Below are 17,118 nucleotides of genomic sequence, written 5' to 3'. Positions count from 1 at the left end.
ATTACTTTCGAATGAAAGGTAGGTGAGAAAAATTTATAGAGGTTATCTAAAAGGTACTGAAAAACATGCTGCTGAAAAATTTAAAAACGATTCAAAAAAATTACTATCCTATGAGACTGTTCGAAAGTTTGATAATTATGTAGGAATTTTGGAAGATGAATTTGTGATGATTGATATCGATACGCCTGAAGAATCGAAACTTTTGATAAAAATCATCAAGTCATTAGACATCAATTGTAGTATCTTAAAAACCAATCAGGGAATCCATATTTATTTCAAGGGATATGAATTAACAAAAAATAGTATCGATTGGTATTCTGCAATCGGTGTAAAAGTTACTGTTAAATTAGGTATTAAAAACACTGCCGACCCGCTGCGAATGGATGGGAAAACTAGAAAATGGCTGAGAAAAGCAACTGACCATGATTCACTTCCAAAATGGCTACATCCTATGTTGAAAGTGAAAAAAACAGATAAACATAGTCCAATTACTGAAATAGATGATGGTAATCGTAATCAAGAACTATTCAATTATATCTTGAAATTACAATCCGTTGGAATGAGTAAAAAGGAAATCCGGCAAACAATCCGTATCATTAATAAGTTTGTATTGTCATCACCACTTCCGGATAGTGAAATTAATACTATTTTACGCGATGAAGCTTTTATGAAGCAGTCGTTCTATAAAGATAAGGTATTTCTACATGACCAGTTTGCTAAATATCTAATTGCAGAACATCACATTGTATCCATTCAAGACGTGCTGCACATTTACGTTGATGGTGTTTATTCAGATAAACAGAATGACATTGAACGCGCTATGATTAAGCATTTGCCAAATCTAACAAAGGCGAGGCGGTTGGAAGTATTAAGTTACATTCAATTGAAAGCTGAAGAAAAACCACTTGCGCAAACTAAATTTGTCGCTGTCCAAAATGGTATCTTAAATTTAGATAATTGGGAACTATCGGATTTTAACCCCGATATAATTATCAAAAATAAAATACCGGTTAATTATGTGAAAGATTCATACTATGATGTGACTGATAACACATTAAATAAAATAGCATGTAATGATAAATCACTGCGAAAGATTTTAGAAGAAGTGTTTGGTTATATCCTTTTACGACGTAATGAATTAGGTAAAGCCTTTATTTTAACTGGCGGTGGTTCAAACGGTAAATCATCGTTTTTAAAAATTGTTAGAACACTAGCTGGTGAAAGTAATACGTCATCATTGGACCTTAAAGAATTAAATCAACGATTTAAAACTGCTGAACTTTTCGGTAAGTTAGCAAATATCGGTGATGATATTTCCGGTGAATACATCAAAGATAATTCAGAATTTAAAAAGCTGGTTACTGGTGAGGCATTGAACGTGGAAAGAAAAGGACGTGACCCTTTTGATTTTGCCAATTATGCAAAGTTAATTTTTAGTGCTAACCGGATGCCGCGAATTAATGATACTAGCAACGGATTGATGCGGCGATTGATGATGATTCCTTTCAATGCAAAATTTACCGCCGATGATGAAGATTTTGACCCATTTATTCAAGACAAATTAGTATCGCAACAATCGATGGAATATGTGCTGCAACTTGCAATAACTGGATTAAAACGATTGTTAAAAAACAGAAAATTTTCGCCTTCCAGGACAGTCGAAAAAGAAACGAAACAATATGAAGAACAAAACAATCCTGTCATTGGTTTCCTTAAAGACGTTGAGCCTAAACTTGAAAATGAAACCGTTGCTGATATTCATCGAATGTATCAAGTGTGGTGTGTAGAAAATGGTTATCAGGCTATAGCAACAAATAATTTTAGTCGTGAAGTTAATCGGCTAAAAGGAATGACAACAAAAGTACAAAAGATTAATGGGAAATCAAAAAGAATCTTCATAAAAAATGAAACATAATTATTTTTTAACCATTTTAAGGTGGGGTGATTTTGCTCCATTTGGAGTATTTTTCACCCATTTTTCACCTTATAATCATGGTTAAAATAAAAAAAAAGGTCATGGTTACGGTGTTCATCGTAACTAGTTACGATATACCGTAACCACTAGACACTTAGAGTAACAAGGATTACAGCGATTTAGTTACGGTGTTACGGTGGTTTTCAACTTCTTTTTATATAATAGTGTACTAAAATTTGAGTATATATTTATATAATAAAAAAAATAAGGGTTTCACCGTAACCTTTTTACAAAAAAATCGCTGTATCCATTGATACGTCAATGTTTATGACGGTTACGATGCTAAAAATTCATCGTAACTGATAAGGGAGGTTTATAGTTGAAAGAGGAAGTAAAGGCAAAAAAGTATTATCTTAAACGATACCGCAACTACTTACTAAGAATTGAGCGGTTAAAAGATAAACTAAAACTGATTGAAAATCGATTAATAGGATTGCAGTCAGTTCAAATTAAAGATATGCCATCCGGAGGAATACCTTTATCAAAAGATGATTTATTTGAAGAAAAAGAAGAAATTGAACATCGAATTAAACGGCTAACAACTAATAGTAAGAAAGTTAAAACTGAAATATATGATTGTATTGATAAGATTGATGATTTTCGCTTTGCTGAAATACTAGAATCATATTTTGTAGATAATAAAACACTTGAAGAAATAGCTGAAGATAAAGCTTATTCAGTTCAACACGTAGGATACTTGTATTCTAAAGCATTAGAAGAAATTGATATCCGGAAACAATAAGAAAATCATCCGATTTTCATCCGAAAAACATAAGGTTTTTATAAGGAAAATGTAAGTTTTTTACCTGATGTTTATCTTCATAAAAATATTGTAAAATGTTATTGTGAGAAAAATATATAAAAGCACTACACAAGCAAATCATATTAAAGGATGTGAACAACTCCTTTTATGACTTATTCAAGCTTTGTGTGGTGCTTTTTACTTTGAAAGGAATGAAGGAAATGGGACGAAAAAAAAAAGAAGAACAAGAAGTGATTGAATCAGTTGATAATGAAATCAAAGTACCTGAAGTAATTGAACCCGCAATCAATGAAAATGATGAAGCTGCTGCACCCGAATCACTTGAAGCTGCAACTAGTGATGATTTATCTGAAGGTGTTGAAAATGTCACTACCTATATCAGACGTACACCTTTCGGCACTGAGGTGTGGGACCCGAAAACAAAGTCTACTATTATGCAGCCTAACGAATAAATAATATGGCTAAATATTGTAGGCAAGATGGTTGTAAGGCACTGATTGAACAAGGTCAGTATTGTGAGGAACATAAGAGACGTAAGAAGGTAGCTAAAAGATACTATTCAAAGAATAAGTCTTTTTATAAGTCTGCTGAATGGAAAGAAGTTTCTGATTATGTACGTTTAAGGGATAAGTATAAATGTACGGTATGTGGTAAACCTGTCTTTGGTCGAGATAGTCAAGTCGATCATATCAAGCCAATTTGGTTAAGACCTGAAATGAAATTGAATACTGATAATCTAAGACTTGTGTGTTCATCATGTCATCCTAAAGTTGAATATCAACCACAAAACGAATATCAGAAAATTCAACGAAAAAATTTTAATCCGGCTGATTATTTTTAAGCCCCCCTGTCAATTTTAAAAAATAATTTTTTCATGGGGATAGGGTAGGGGGACCACAACGGACACCTCCGGAGCATTTTCAAATTATGAAAGGGGGTTAAATGCTTGGGAAGAAAATCAAAACGTCAAAAATTACTTGATGAAGCATTGACAGAAAAGGATTTTGAACGTCAAAGAATTGAGGAAATATTAAAATCACTTGGAAAGTACACGCCAGCTTTACACCCTTTGATTGAAGTGTATCTGGATGCGTTCGAAGTCTATCACATTAAGTATTCTGAGTGGAAAGACAGTGGTTTCAAATCAACAAAGCAGCACACGAATAAAAATGGTTCACGAAACGAAATGAAGCACCCTTTAGCACAACAAGTGGAAGTTTGGAGCGATAAAAAAGCGAAGCTGCTGAATCAACTTGGTTTGGATATGAAGGGTAAAGAATTAGGATATGTGAAACCACTATCTTCAGAAAATGAAAAAAAATCCAAAAAAGAAGATTCAATTCCTGACGAATCAACCAATAATAAATTGGTACAGTTTAAAAAAATGGCTGGTGATTCATCATGATTGATATGAAGGTCAATTATGCGGATAAGTTTGCGAATGATGTTTTAAATAATCAATTGGCATATCCTGATTCAATAATAAAATCAGTCAAACGCTACGAGCGATGGAAAAAACGTACTGATATCTTTTTTGATTTAGAAAAAGCAAATCTGATGTTGCTGTTCACTGAAACATTTTATAAACATTCAACTGGTGAGTGGGCTGGGAAGCCACTTATTTTGGAAGATTGGCAAAAATTCTATTTTTCAAATATGTATGGATGGTATAAATGGAGTGATGAATGGCAAAGAGACATCAGGGTGATTCGAAAAACATATTTACAAGTGCCAAAAAAAAATGGTAAGAGCTTAATGGAAGGTGCCCCCATTCTATATGGAATGTACGGTGAAGGAATGAAAGGCGCACAATTCTATTGTGTAGCTTCTGATTTTGACCAGGCACAAAATGTTGCACATCCAATTGCAACCGTTATAGAGAATGATAAAGAGCTTTTAGAAGGTACTTATGTTTATAGGAAAGAAAAGAAAGTAACAACCATAAATTATTCTTTCTTTGAAGGTGATTATCAGTATCAAAATACTTTGCGTGTTCTTTCTAAACGTGAAAAGACAGATGGGAAAAACACTTATATTGTAGTTGCGGATGAAGTGCATGAATGGCAAGATACCGAACGATACGATTCATTAAAATCTGGACAAGCGGCGCAACCTGAGCCTTTTTTTAATGTTTGTAGCACTGCGGGGAAAAACAGCGGTGCGCTAGGTGTTCAAATATATCACGATGGTACAGATATACTTGATAACGATAATGATGATGACTGGTTAATAATGATTTATGAACCAAACAAGGGGTACGATTGGGAAGATGAAAAAGTTTGGAAAATGGTTAATCCAAATCTTGGTATTTCATTGACCCTTGATTTTCTTAGAGGCGAATTTAAAGATGCTAAACGAAATCCTTTTCGAAAAGCAGAATTCATGAGTAAACACTTGGATGTGTTTGTTAATTATGCCGAAACGTATTTTGATAAGCAACAAATAGAAAATTGCTTAGTGGATGACCTTGGTGATTATTCTGGTCACCAGGTATTTGTTGGAATTGATTTATCGCGCACAACAGATTTAACTTGTGTTTCATTTAATATTCCAACATATGATGATGAAGGGAAAAATATTTTACTCATAAAGCAGATGTATTTTATTCCTGAACACAACGTTGAGGAAAAAGAAAAACAACGAAATATTCCATATTCTCATTATGCCGAAGAAGGGTTTGTGACCTTGTGTGAAGGTCGTACAGTTGACTATGATGAAGTTTTTGATTTTGTCATTGACATGTATGAAAAGTATGAACTTGATATTATGCAAATCAATTATGACCCGGCGATGGCTGAGAAATTAGTTGAACGATTCGAACTAAATGGTTTTGTTTGTGTTGAGGTGCCACAATACCCGACTGTTATGAATGAACCTTTTGATGATTTTGAAGCGTTAGTTGACCAGGGACGAGTTAAAACAGACAATCCACTTTTTATTTTTTGTACCAATAACGCAAAAGTGGTTACTAATATAAATAATCAAAAAGCACCTTCAAAAAGAAAGTCACCGGAGCATATAGACGGCTTTGTGGCTTTTTTAATTGGTCATAAGGAAAGTATGACACTAATGGATGATGTAGGAAATGAAGAAGAAAACATTGAATATATTCGCCAACTATATAAAAGAAAATAGAAAGGTGGTGGGAGTTTGGGTATTAGGTCATGGATTCGTAAATTAAGAAAACGTTCAAATAAATATGACCTTGGGAGTTCAATTTTATCTGGTCAACTTGCATTGGGCGATGAAAATATTTTATCTTCCAGCGATATTTATCATTACATGTCAGCTATTAGCAATATGTTTGCATGTGGGAAGTGGGAAGTGGAAAAAACTGATGGTGTGAATTTTGTTGATAAAAACACCCTGAAGGTTCTCAACCGTCCGAATGGATATTTATCAGGATTTGAATTTAAAAAGTTGTTAGCAAATATTTATTTGCTGAATGGTGAAGTTTTTATTGCGAAGGATAGTAAGCAATTGCACATTATCAAAGGAATTCAACCGGAGATAACAGACCAGGCGATTAAAGTTTTCAAGTATAACGGATATACGTTATCTCAAAATGAAGTGTGTCAAATTAAAAATATGGGCGTATCCAATAATGAAGGCTACGGCATTATGGATTTAGCGAAAAACACACTTGAAGGTGTTATGAATGCAGAAAAGGCATTGACTGATAAATATAAAAAAGGTGGCTTGCTGGCTTACCTTTTAAAACTAGAAACACATTTATCACCTAAAAATACACTTCAAAATACAATGGTTCAAGCTATAACAGATTTACTAGAAGAAATACCGGATGAAGGAAAAACGTTAATCATTCCACTATCAAAAGGATATTCATTAGAGGGTTTTGAAAGTCCAGTCCAGGACGACAAGATTCTTTCATATCTGAATGTTTATAAACCTGAGTTAGCGAAGTTTTTAGGATTTGATCCAGATGCTTATAATGCATTATTAAAAGTTGATTTGGAAAAGGCGGCTATCTATTTGAAGTCTTTTGTTGTTGACCCATTTGTTCAAAATGTGTGTGAACATTTAAGCTATTTATTTTTTGGAGCTGATAGTGATAAACAGATTAATTTGAATATTGATATTAAGAAATATTTGACAATGTCACAAAAAATTAATAATGCTTCAGGTTTAATTCGTACGATGACATACACGCCGGATGATGCGCGTGTTGATTTGGGAGCAGATAGATTAAATACTGATGCCTCAACGAAGCTATACGCTTCTAAGGATTTGATTGGATTAGATGAATTAAGTGAATTAAATGAATCCAAAATGAAAGAAGGTGAATCAACTGGTTAAGTTAGAAACGCGAAGTTTTGATATTAAGAATATGCAGACGCGAACTTTGAATGATGGTAGTGAAGTAACTGTCATTGAAGGGTATGCGTCTGTTTTTAATTCAAGAACAAATATTGAAGGTTGGTATGAAGAAGAAATTGCACCAGGGGCGTTTATTGAATCTTTGTCAAAAAATAAAGATGTAAGATGTTTATTTAATCACGACTGGAATTATGTATTAGGTCGAACTAGTGCGAATACTTTGAAGCTCGAAGAAGATTCAAAAGGGCTACGATTTGAAGTTACATTACCTAATACTACGGTTGCGAATGATTTGAAGGAATCTATGTCACGCGGCGATATCAATCAATGTTCATTTGGTTTTTGGATTACAGGTCAAGAAGAAGATTTTTCTGGTGAAATACCTCTTATCAGAATTACGAATGTTGATTTGTGGGAAGTTAGCATTGTACCGCTTCCGGCATATGAAGATACTGAAGCAAATTTAAGGAGTAAATTCCAGGAGCAAAACATTGAATTAATTAAGTTACGAAAAAAAATACTAAGTACGATTGGAGAATATAAATAATGAAAATGAGAAAGATATTAGAAAAACGAGCTGCAAAATTGAAAGCGCGGTTAAAAGAATTAGAAGGTCTTGCAAAAGTTAACAATATCAGTCGTGATGCGTTAACAGAAATCGAGGTGAAAGTGGAAGAAATAACATCTGAACTTGAAGAAATTTCCGATGCTATAGCTGAATTACCTGAAGAAGATGTCACTGAACTTGGTGATGTCGTGGAAGATTTAGGTGCAGCAGCTGAAAATGTTTCTGATGAAATTGATGCTGCAGAAGAAAATCAGGATGAAGATAATCCGGTTGATGAACAATCACGTAATCGAGTGCTTGGCATTATTGGAAAGGGATTATCTAGTAGAGGTGAAAGTAAATTGAAACAAATTTCAAAACGTAGTGCATTCTTACGCGTTTTAGCTGGTCGAATTACAGTAGGACAAGCGCGTTCGTTTGGGATTGCATTTAATAACGGAAAGGTCTTAGTTCCTGAAGAATTGTCAAAAGAAATTATCACGTATTTACAAGAGGAAAACCCACTTCGTAAATTTGCAACCAAACATAATACAAGTGGTACTCAAGGTTTTCCAGTTCAGGTTAAAAAGAGTGATGCAAATATTGTTACCAGTGAACGTGATGAAAATACTTTGATTCCTTTCACTGAAATTGAATTCACAGATGTTTATTTAAATCCTATTGAGTTCGATGCGATTATTAAGGTTACCAAGAAATTAACACATATGTCAGATTATGACATTGAAGCAATTGTGCTTGATGAATTGAAAAAAGCGTACTTAAGAAAAGAAACATTCTGGTATTTTTCAAATCCTGAAAACCCTGGGAGTTTAAGCAATAAAGCAGTAGCATTTGCTGCGACTGGAACAAACAAATATTTGAAGTTAGTGCAGGTTAAAAATGCATTGCAAACGTCAATGCGTAAGAATGCTTGCTGGATGATTAATCGCGCCGCACAGACTGAACTTGAATCAATGCTTGACAATAACGGAAATCCAATTCTAAAGGATTCCGGAAATGATGATTTTGAGTTTAAATTATTTAATTTCCCAGTGGAAGTTACTGATTATACTGATAAGTATGATGAATCAGCTAAAAGTTTTGATCCAGCGGTACCAGTTGTTTATTTTGGTAATTACTCATACTTCCACGTCCAGGATGTAATTGATTCAATGGAAATTGAAAAACTTGACCAATTATTTACTCGTGAAAATAAAATTGGGTATAAGATTTACCATATTAATGATGGTCAGTTGATTTATGGACCTTTTGAAACACCTGTTTATAGCTTGTCACTATGATTAGCCTAGACGGATTTAAAAACCATATTCAATTTGAAGAAGGTATGGATGATTCCTTACTTTCTTTTTATTTTGAACAAGGGAAAAAATACGCAAAGATAGCAACAGGTGATGAAAACTCACTTGTTGCTTATTACATTGGCGGAATCTTTTTTGAATTCCGTATTCCTGAAGCTGATATGCAATCAGCATTTAATGCGTTAACACCACTTATTTTACAAGAAAGTTTGGTGAAGGATGAAACGACAAACGAACAATCTGAGATGGATAGCTGATTTACAAGTCATTTGGGAGTTTGTTGACCGGGACGACCGCCCGGCAGTTTATCGCCAAAACAAACGTGTATTACGCTATCAAGATATTGGAATCACAGCACAAGAAAAATATCTATCACAACAGGCTCGTACAGACGTTGTGAGACGTATTAAGATACGTCTGGATAAATCTATCACCGAGAAATTCAACGGCGTTAGAATTGGAAATATTGACTATAATATCACGCGTATTTTTACCAATATGGATACTCGTGAAATGGAGTTGAGTTTAACATATGTTGACTAGTTTTGAACGACTTCGCGCTTTATTGGATGAAACGAATTATCAGGTTTTCAGGAATAAGGCACCTAAGGGAACGGACTACCCATATATTGTTTATTCATTCATAGTAAAGCGTAAGAAAATGGCATCTAGTAGCGTTTTTAAGCGACTTCCGATGTATCAAGTATCTTTGTTCACAGATGGAACTGAAAGAGATTTAAAGCCAATTGAGAGCGTATTTGAATCAAATCAAATATCATATTCTTCTTTTGCTTCCATGCAGGGTGATGAAAATGATGAAACAATCACACAATTTTATACACAGGTGAGGGTGATAGAAAATGTCTAATGGATTTCAGCAGCAAGCGGATTATTTTGGAAGATTAAGCAGGGTAGACCCGAAAAAGATTGCAATCGAATCACTTGAAGCTGCTGCAACTTTTTATTTAGAACAACTATTGCCGAATATTCCACAAAGCTTGTTGCGAAAAAAACACATGCGAGAACACATTAAAGTTGAAATCTTTGAGACTGAAGTCAAAGTAATGTTTGAAGATACAGCTTTTTATTGGCGCTTTGCTGAAAATGGGACTGTAAATCAGCGCGCACAACACTTTGCAAGTGGAACTTATCAACAAAATAAAACAAAAATTGAAAATATTATGATTCAGCAAGTAATGAATCAAATGGAGGGATGAGTAAATGGCGGATATCTTTTATTTTGAAGGTATTGACGACGTGTTTTTTGTACCAATGACAACAACTGAAGACTTTCAAACAGAACCTGTTTACGGTGAAATTGTGCGGTTGCCGATTGCGACTAAATTATCCGTAAAGGGAAATGGTTCAACAAAGGAAAAATGGGCATCAAGTAAAATGTTCCGGCGTGTGAGCCGGGAGACTAAACACGAATTAGGACTTGACCATGTTGGAATACCTATTTCATTATTGGATGTTTTGACTGCGGTGAATTCAGTGGATGGTGCAGCATTTGCTAAAAATTTAGCGAAAGAATATCCATTTTTTGCGTTTGGTTTCATTGGAAATATTGAAGGAGGACATAAGAAAGCAGTCTGGTATCCAAAAGTACAAATCTCAAATGTCACTGATGAAGAATATGTGACGACTGAGGAAGAACTTAGTGATATTCAAGACGTAACGCTGAATATGGTTGCAACTGGACTAGTAAATAATCATGTTATGCACGCCTCTTTTGATACCACACGTGAAAGTGCAACAATTGATTTATTTGAAAAATTCATTAAGCAGCCTGTTTTTGATGAAACACAATGGCAAGAATTAGCTGCTGTTTCACCAGCTTCTTTAAAAATAGAAAAGGAGGATAAATAATTGGCACGTTTGAGTGATTACGGTTTTGATACTAGTAAATTATCAAATCAAGCTACCGTAACAATTAAAGGAAAAGATTTCCCGATTAATTTTACAATGGAAACTATGGAATATGTAGCTGATTGTTATGGTGGCGATTATTCTATTTTTGAAAATGACATGAATGATATGTTAAAACGTTCCGGCGGTAAGATTACACTAAGTACATTGTCACCAGGGGACTTTAAAATCATGCGAGCACTTATCTATGGCATGCTGCGTTCCGGTGGATTAGATGAAGACCTTGAAACGATTACGACATTTATCGGAATGGGGAAAGATGTTATTAGTGTATATGGTGTTTGTATGGAACTATTTACTAATCAAACTTTTCAGGTTGAAGACTTAAAAAAATCGAGGAAGCCACAGGACCACCAACGAAAAAATCAAAAAAGAAAACAACTGAAATAGGAACACCTTGGTCTTTCTATATTTATGTCGCCCTCACTCTTTTAAATTGGAGTGAGGTTTTCTTTTTAAAGTCTACACCTAACTTGTGGCTTAAATCATATATTCAGTGGTTAGAAAGTAACACTGAATTTGAAGCACCTGAAACACGTACTTTAGATAACAGCCCATGGTGGTAGAAAGGAGGAAAAAAACTTGGCAAATGGAAATGAATCTGATGTAGTTCTGAATTTTCGAATGAATGGCGAAGTTGAATATGCAAAGACAGTGAAGCAGATTAACAATGAAATGAATCTTGCTGCTGCTGAATATAAACGTCACGTATCTGCAATGGATAGTGATGCGACCGCAACAGAAAAATTAAGAGCTACTAAGGAAAAACTTGAAAAGCAATTGCAGCTTGCTGAAAGGCGGACTGCATTATTACGTGAAGAATATGAAAAATCCGTTCGTGAAACTGGTGAATATTCTGAACAGTCTCAAAAATTGTATAAGCAGCTTGTTAATTCTGAAACTGGCGAAAATAAACTTCGCTCGGCATTAGAAGCAACGAATGAAGCACTTGAAGAACAAGGAAATTTATCTATTTCTACAGCGGAGAAGCTTCAAAAAATTGAAGAAGCTGGGGACAAAATAAAAGGTGTTGGTGAAAAATTAAGTATTTTGTCAGCCGGGATAGTTGGAATTGGTGCTGCAAGTCTATCTGCTTTCAATGAAGTTGATGAAGCACTAGACACAATTATTGTAAAAACAGGTGCTACAGGTGAACAGGCTGACCGTCTAGCTGAATCATTTGAAAATGTGGCTGGAAATACACACCTAGAATTACAAACAGTTGGTGAGGCAATTGGAGAGGTTAACACCCAATTTGGATTTCTTGATGAACAATTAGAATCATCAACAGATTACATGCTAATGTTTGCTGAAATTAATGATACTGATGTTTCACAATCAGCGATATCTGCGCGCCAGTCAATCGAGGCATATGGTTTGGAATACTCCGATTTAAATAGTGTTTTAGATTCAGTAACCAAGACCGCACAAAATACAGGTCAATCCGTAGATAAACTTTTTGATGCTGCTGTCAAAGGTGCGCCACAATTGAAAGCGTTGGATTTAAGTTTCGGTGAAAGTGTGGCGATTCTTGGGAAATTTGAACAGTCTGGTGTTGATTCTAGTAAAATGATTTCTTATCTTTCTAAAGCTTCAGTTACTTATGCTAAAGATAATAAGAATTTGATTCAAGGATTAGAAGAAACAAGTAATAAATTGAGTAATGCCACTAGTGAAGCTGAGGCATTAACTATTGCAAGTGAGGTTTTCGGAACAAAAGGCGCAGCAGTTGTTGAAGATGCGATAAAAAGAGGTGCTTTAAATTTTGACGGTTTAGCAGAATCTGCGGCAAGTGCTGGTGGAGCAGTAGAAGACACTTTTGGAGCAACATTAGATCCAATCGATGAAGCGAACCGGGCGATGAATAATGCTAAATTGGCAATGGCTAGTGTAGGGGAATCTGTTCAAATAGCATTGTTACCGTTCTTTAACGCTGCTATTGATGCGTTAAAGAAATTCAAAGGATGGTTAGATTCCTTGGATGATGGACAAAAACAAATGGTTGTAACTATTGGAATGGTTGTCGCTGCGATTGGTCCAGTGCTGGTAATCATTGGTACACTGATGGGTTCCGTCACTAAAATAATCACTGGCGTAAAAGCTTTCATTGGTGTTTGGCAATCAATGATTACATTCTTAGGTGCTAATCCGTTTATCCTGGTTATAGCAGCAATTGCAGCCCTGATTGCTGGTTTGGTTTGGGCTTATCAGAATGTCAAATGGTTCCGGGATGGTGTGAATGCATTCTTTCAGGGCGTGAGTGATGTAGCAGTTGAGATATTCAATTACTTAGCTGGATTTTTCACAACTTGGTTCGATGGTTTTATGAATAATATTAATAATTTCTATGAGGCTGCTAAAAAAGTATTCACTGGAATCGTTGATTTTATCACCGGGGTTTTTACTGGTGATTGGGGTAAAGCCTGGGAGGGTGTGGTTAGTATTTTCGATGGTATTGTTAGTGGAATTGTTGCGGTATTTAAAGCACCAATAAATTCATTAATCACACTGATTAATAGTTTCATTGGCGGTTTGAATAGTATAAAAGTTCCAAAATGGGTGCCTGGTGTTGGAGGTAAAGGGATTAATATTTCTAAGATTCCTTATTTAGCTAAAGGAGGGCATTTATTACAAGGTCAAGCCATCGTTGGTGAAGCTGGACCCGAACTATTAACTGCTAAAAATGGAAAAACAACGGTCACCCCTCTTTCCGATGATGAACGCCGGAAAGGAATCAGCGGAGCAACTAACACGCCTAATGTTTATCAAACGGTGAATATCGGCAAAGTAGACGCGAATAATCCAAGTGAACTTTCAAAAGTGAATAGACAAGTCTATCAAGCTGGGCGAATGGCTGCTGCAGGAACAGGAGGCGTTTAAATGTTCTTAGATAAGGACACACCAAACTTCATTTGGAATAACCTAAACGCCTTTGAAGATTTTGGTTTAATTATTGAAGAAGAATTATCTGAAATCCTTCCTGCTCGAAAATATAATGAGACGGTTGTTGCTGGTAGTAATCGTGTGTTACATGAATGGTTTGGTGATTATGAACCATACACGCTTACGATTTCAAATGTTAGTATACCTTATGAAAATTTAACTGAGGTTAAAAAATGGCTGAGAGGTCCCGGTAAATTAATTACTCATAATGATTCGGATAAATATTCACAAGCTATTTGTAACATGGGAAAAGAACAGGAATTCTTAAATGAATGGGGTGTTTTTTATACCTTCAGCATTGAATTTCGTTGTGAACCTCTTAAACGAAAAGTGAGGGAAGAATTTTTATCACTGCGAGTTGGTCAGAATATTATCTATGATTTAGGTGATGAACCTTCAAAACCATATATTGAAATAGAATCTGGTGGCGGAAATATCACAATTTCATGTGGTGAAACTTCTCTTTTTCTTTCGGATACATTTGAGGGATTATTAACTATTGATAATGAGCTGGGAATGTATGTTCAAAACAACAGTCAACAACGAAGTAAGGGTAACTGGATTAGATTGCAACCGGGAGAAAATAAGTTGATTCTATCCGGAAATATTAAAGCTGCTAAAATGAAAGTAAGGAGTGTATTTCTATAATGGAACAAATTTATATTTATGAGAAAATTCCGGTTGATTTAGAAGAAAATGGTTTTTCATTGATTGACTGGATGGACCCTCCTGAAATCTCAAGGATTATTAATCAGCAATATAGCTTCTATGGAAATTATCATATCAAAGGTCAAAATTCTAATTTTATTAAAAAAGGTAGCTGGATTAAAGCCCAATGGTCGGATTTAACCTGGCAATATTTTAAAATCACAACTATCAATAAAACGATGGAATCCATTTCATTTAACGCGTTACATTTGGGATATGAAGCGAATCGGAATTTCATTCAACTGTCATATACCGCGAACGGAAATGGTAAACAAATCATGACTAGTTTAAAGGAGAATCTTTCTTTTAAACAGCCTTTTATTTTTGAAAGTGATGTAGCTACCTATCACCAGTTTACGGCAAAAGAAGTCAATGCGATTGATGCCATTATAGGTTCAAATAATGGCAATCAGAACCTCGTAGGCGTTGCCGGAGCCGAATTGGATATGAATAACTATAGGCTTACCTTAACTGACCGTATAGGCAACGACAATGGCTATCGTGTTGATTTAGGGGTGAATCTGGCATCTATTCAAGAAACGGCTGATGATTTAGGAATTGTGAATAGTCTGTATTTAATCGGAGGTGTCCCTGAAGATACTGATTATAATCAAGAACAAGAACCGATTACTTTTAAATATTTGGAAGTCGCGGGCGTTAATGATGAAAATAGGCGAATTGGTAAAAGGGAAAATAGTGATTGTTTAACCATTGAAGAACTGAAAAAATGGGGACAATCACTTTTTGACAATGATCGAATTCATGAACCGATTGTGACACATGTAATTGACATGGTGACACTTGAAAATACAATTGAATATCAAGATTTGTATAGTGAAATAGCGAAGCTACACTTTGGTGATACTATCCACTGTACTATTGATTACATGGGAATTCGTGACGTTGAAGAACGTGTTGTTGAATGCGTTTGGTTACCTACTCTTAAAAAATATAAATCAGTCATATTAGGTAATAGTTTGGGAATGTATACCAGTTCAGTAACCACAAGTGTTAACCAGGTAGCTAAAAAATTAGAAAATAAGTCTACTGAATTACAAAATGCAATCATCAATGCTTCCAATTGGATAACTGGAAGTAAAGGTGGTTATGTCCGTTTTCGTCCGAAGGATGCGCCTGAAGAAATATTAATCATGGATAAACCGAAGGCTTCCAACGCCAAAAAGGTTTGGCGTTGGAATCTTGGTGGTCTTGGTTATTCTAAAAATGGTGTGAATGGTCCTTTTGAAACTGCAATTACACAAGACGGTGCGATTGTAGCTAATTTCATTACTGCTGGTATTTTAAAAGGAATTGAAATTCATTCTATGAATAATGACTATGATATCAAGTTGGATAATGGAATTATTAATTTTCTTGACCTAAAAAGCAATAAAGCATTAGGGTACATCCAAGGAAATTCCGTAACGGTGGATGGTTCAAAATCAACTGGTTTATTTTTCGGATTAAAAGCTCCGTATTTGCAGCGATTTATCATTGAAAATGAGGATGGTAGTAAAAGCTATCCTATTACTATTATACCGAATACCTGGGCTGGAAATAAAAATGCTGAAGCTGTCATCATTGGTTCTAATACAGTATTCCACAAAGATGTAGAAATACATGGTGACTTAAATGTATCAGGTAAGTTGTTTGTTGGAGGTAAAGAAATAACTCCTGGTACAGGTGGAGGAATCACACCGCCAGAATTGACGACAGAACAAGAGAAAAATGCTTGGCAAGTGTGGCAATTTCTAAAATCAAAAGGATACACTGAACAAGCCGCCGCAGCTATTTTAGGAAATATGGAACAAGAATCCGGAATTATCCCGGATACAGATGAAGGAAATGGCGGTCCTGGTTATGGATTAGTGCAATGGACTTCACCACTCGCGGGGGAAAGCGGTCGGGCATATGTTCAAAGACTGCTTCAACAAGCCGGGATTACTGGTGATTATCGAAGTCTAAATGTTCAATTGCAATTACTAGAATGGCATATGTATAACGGTCAGTATATTCCTACTAGTGCTTATCCATTCAGTGTTGACCAATTCAAACAACTCACCGATATTTCAGTTGCTACAACTGCATTTGAGGCGAACTTTGAACGTCCGCGTGATACCCATCCTGAACGAATAGGGATGGCGCAACGTTGGTACGATAAGTTTAAGAATTTAGGTTCAGGTACTGAAGGTTGGCAAAATCCAGTTCGTTCCGATTATGTGGTTACCCAAGAATGGGACCACATCGGCTGGGGAACTACTGTAATTCATGGTGGTATTGATTTAGCGAGTGTGCCAGCAGGTAGTAAGCCGCCGATTTATGCAGCCAAAAACGGAACTGTTATCGAGATAGTTTACAATCACCCGGAGGGTGGTAATTATGTAGTTATTGACCATGGTGAAGGATATTGGAGTTATTATGGTCACTTTGACAGTGTTAACGTTTCGCAAGGTCAGAAGGTAACTAATGCAGATGTAATTGGAATAATGGGCGCAACCGGATTAGCTTCAGGTGTTCATTTACATTTCGAAGTTTGGAAAGGTTCACAGTGGAATCGTATTAACCCGCGCGATGTTATTAATTTTTAGAAAGGAGT

Annotated in this window: 18 protein-coding genes; all 18 read left to right on the top strand. The window is 35.4% G+C overall.

What is annotated here, in order from left to right:
- Positions 1-22: 22 nt before the first annotated feature.
- The 18 genes from AC1Z3K_RS02010 (at position 23) to AC1Z3K_RS01925 (ending at position 17,110) form a co-directional block, all read left to right on the top strand.
- The gene (locus AC1Z3K_RS02010; protein WP_461731672.1) at positions 23-1,915 is read left to right on the top strand and encodes a phage/plasmid primase, P4 family; all 1,893 of its coding nucleotides are present in this window, start codon (positions 23-25) and stop codon (positions 1,913-1,915) included.
- 379 nt (positions 1,916-2,294) lie between these two features.
- Positions 2,295-2,717 (top strand): hypothetical protein, encoded by a 423-nt coding sequence (locus AC1Z3K_RS02005; RefSeq protein ID WP_461731671.1) that lies wholly within the window; start codon positions 2,295-2,297, stop codon positions 2,715-2,717.
- A gap of 221 nt (positions 2,718-2,938) precedes the next feature.
- Positions 2,939-3,190 (top strand): hypothetical protein, encoded by a 252-nt coding sequence (locus AC1Z3K_RS02000; RefSeq protein WP_461731670.1) that lies wholly within the window; start codon positions 2,939-2,941, stop codon positions 3,188-3,190.
- A gap of 5 nt (positions 3,191-3,195) precedes the next feature.
- On the top strand, positions 3,196-3,579 hold the full coding sequence (locus AC1Z3K_RS01995; protein ID WP_461731669.1) for an HNH endonuclease: 384 nt from the start codon (positions 3,196-3,198) through the stop codon (positions 3,577-3,579).
- Positions 3,580-3,684: 105 nt separating this feature from the next.
- Positions 3,685-4,143, top strand: a complete 459-nt coding sequence (locus AC1Z3K_RS01990) for a P27 family phage terminase small subunit (protein WP_461731668.1) — start codon at positions 3,685-3,687, stop codon at positions 4,141-4,143.
- Positions 4,140-5,873 (top strand): terminase large subunit, encoded by a 1,734-nt coding sequence (locus tag AC1Z3K_RS01985; protein WP_461731667.1) that lies wholly within the window; start codon positions 4,140-4,142, stop codon positions 5,871-5,873. The genes AC1Z3K_RS01990 and AC1Z3K_RS01985 overlap by 4 nt, the downstream gene beginning before the upstream one ends.
- A gap of 15 nt (positions 5,874-5,888) precedes the next feature.
- A complete protein-coding gene (locus tag AC1Z3K_RS01980; protein WP_461731666.1) occupies positions 5,889-7,055 on the top strand; it encodes a phage portal protein in 1,167 nt (388 codons plus the stop codon).
- Positions 7,039-7,623 carry an HK97 family phage prohead protease gene (locus AC1Z3K_RS01975; RefSeq protein WP_461731665.1) on the top strand — a complete coding sequence of 195 codons (585 nt, stop codon included), beginning with the start codon at positions 7,039-7,041 and terminating at the stop codon, positions 7,621-7,623. Before AC1Z3K_RS01980 ends, AC1Z3K_RS01975 begins: the two co-directional genes overlap by 17 nt.
- Positions 7,623-8,924, top strand: a complete 1,302-nt coding sequence (locus AC1Z3K_RS01970; RefSeq protein ID WP_461731664.1) for a phage major capsid protein — start codon at positions 7,623-7,625, stop codon at positions 8,922-8,924. The genes AC1Z3K_RS01975 and AC1Z3K_RS01970 overlap by 1 nt, the downstream gene beginning before the upstream one ends.
- A gap of 44 nt (positions 8,925-8,968) precedes the next feature.
- Entirely contained in the window at positions 8,969-9,199 is a 231-nt protein-coding gene (locus AC1Z3K_RS01965; protein ID WP_461731663.1) for a phage gp6-like head-tail connector protein, read from the top strand.
- On the top strand, positions 9,162-9,485 hold the full coding sequence (locus AC1Z3K_RS01960) for a phage head closure protein (protein WP_461731662.1): 324 nt from the start codon (positions 9,162-9,164) through the stop codon (positions 9,483-9,485). The genes AC1Z3K_RS01965 and AC1Z3K_RS01960 overlap by 38 nt, the downstream gene beginning before the upstream one ends.
- Complete coding sequence (locus AC1Z3K_RS01955; protein WP_461731661.1) at positions 9,475-9,810, top strand: hypothetical protein; 336 nt, start codon at positions 9,475-9,477, stop codon at positions 9,808-9,810. Before AC1Z3K_RS01960 ends, AC1Z3K_RS01955 begins: the two co-directional genes overlap by 11 nt.
- The gene (locus tag AC1Z3K_RS01950; protein ID WP_461731660.1) at positions 9,803-10,159 is read left to right on the top strand and encodes an HK97-gp10 family putative phage morphogenesis protein; all 357 of its coding nucleotides are present in this window, start codon (positions 9,803-9,805) and stop codon (positions 10,157-10,159) included. The genes AC1Z3K_RS01955 and AC1Z3K_RS01950 overlap by 8 nt, the downstream gene beginning before the upstream one ends.
- Positions 10,160-10,163: 4 nt before the next feature.
- Entirely contained in the window at positions 10,164-10,811 is a 648-nt protein-coding gene (locus AC1Z3K_RS01945; RefSeq protein WP_461731659.1) for a phage tail protein, read from the top strand.
- Positions 10,812-11,261 (top strand): hypothetical protein, encoded by a 450-nt coding sequence (locus tag AC1Z3K_RS01940; protein WP_461731658.1) that lies wholly within the window; start codon positions 10,812-10,814, stop codon positions 11,259-11,261. It abuts the gene before it with no gap.
- Positions 11,262-11,495: 234 nt separating this feature from the next.
- Positions 11,496-13,751 (top strand): phage tail tape measure protein, encoded by a 2,256-nt coding sequence (locus AC1Z3K_RS01935; protein WP_461731787.1) that lies wholly within the window; start codon positions 11,496-11,498, stop codon positions 13,749-13,751.
- Entirely contained in the window at positions 13,752-14,462 is a 711-nt protein-coding gene (locus AC1Z3K_RS01930) for a phage tail protein (protein WP_461731657.1), read from the top strand.
- Positions 14,459-17,110, top strand: coding sequence for a phage tail tip lysozyme (locus tag AC1Z3K_RS01925; protein WP_461731786.1), 2,652 nt, complete (start codon positions 14,459-14,461; stop codon positions 17,108-17,110). The genes AC1Z3K_RS01930 and AC1Z3K_RS01925 overlap by 4 nt, the downstream gene beginning before the upstream one ends.
- The last annotated feature ends 8 nt before the right edge of the window (positions 17,111-17,118 follow it).

Source organism: Enterococcus sp. LJL128, assembly GCF_056924295.1.
This window is presented reverse-complemented; position numbering and strand designations above follow the sequence as displayed.

Bases quoted from the DNA above. Each gene is read 5' to 3' on its own strand.
- AC1Z3K_RS01945 (WP_461731659.1), top strand. From the start codon at position 10,164: ATGGCGGATATCTTTTATTTTGAAGGTATTGACGACGTGTTTTTTGTA.
- AC1Z3K_RS01955 (WP_461731661.1), top strand. From the start codon at position 9,475: ATGTTGACTAGTTTTGAACGACTTCGCGCTTTATTGGATGAAACGAAT.
- AC1Z3K_RS01930 (WP_461731657.1), top strand. From the start codon at position 13,752: ATGTTCTTAGATAAGGACACACCAAACTTCATTTGGAATAACCTAAAC.
- AC1Z3K_RS01950 (WP_461731660.1), top strand. From the start codon at position 9,803: ATGTCTAATGGATTTCAGCAGCAAGCGGATTATTTTGGAAGATTAAGC.
- AC1Z3K_RS02000 (WP_461731670.1), top strand. From the start codon at position 2,939: ATGGGACGAAAAAAAAAAGAAGAACAAGAAGTGATTGAATCAGTTGAT.
- AC1Z3K_RS01970 (WP_461731664.1), top strand. From the start codon at position 7,623: ATGAAAATGAGAAAGATATTAGAAAAACGAGCTGCAAAATTGAAAGCG.
- AC1Z3K_RS01985 (WP_461731667.1), top strand. From the start codon at position 4,140: ATGATTGATATGAAGGTCAATTATGCGGATAAGTTTGCGAATGATGTT.
- AC1Z3K_RS01995 (WP_461731669.1), top strand. From the start codon at position 3,196: ATGGCTAAATATTGTAGGCAAGATGGTTGTAAGGCACTGATTGAACAA.
- AC1Z3K_RS01935 (WP_461731787.1), top strand. From the start codon at position 11,496: ATGAATGGCGAAGTTGAATATGCAAAGACAGTGAAGCAGATTAACAAT.
- AC1Z3K_RS01965 (WP_461731663.1), top strand. From the start codon at position 8,969: ATGGATGATTCCTTACTTTCTTTTTATTTTGAACAAGGGAAAAAATAC.
- AC1Z3K_RS01960 (WP_461731662.1), top strand. From the start codon at position 9,162: ATGAAACGACAAACGAACAATCTGAGATGGATAGCTGATTTACAAGTC.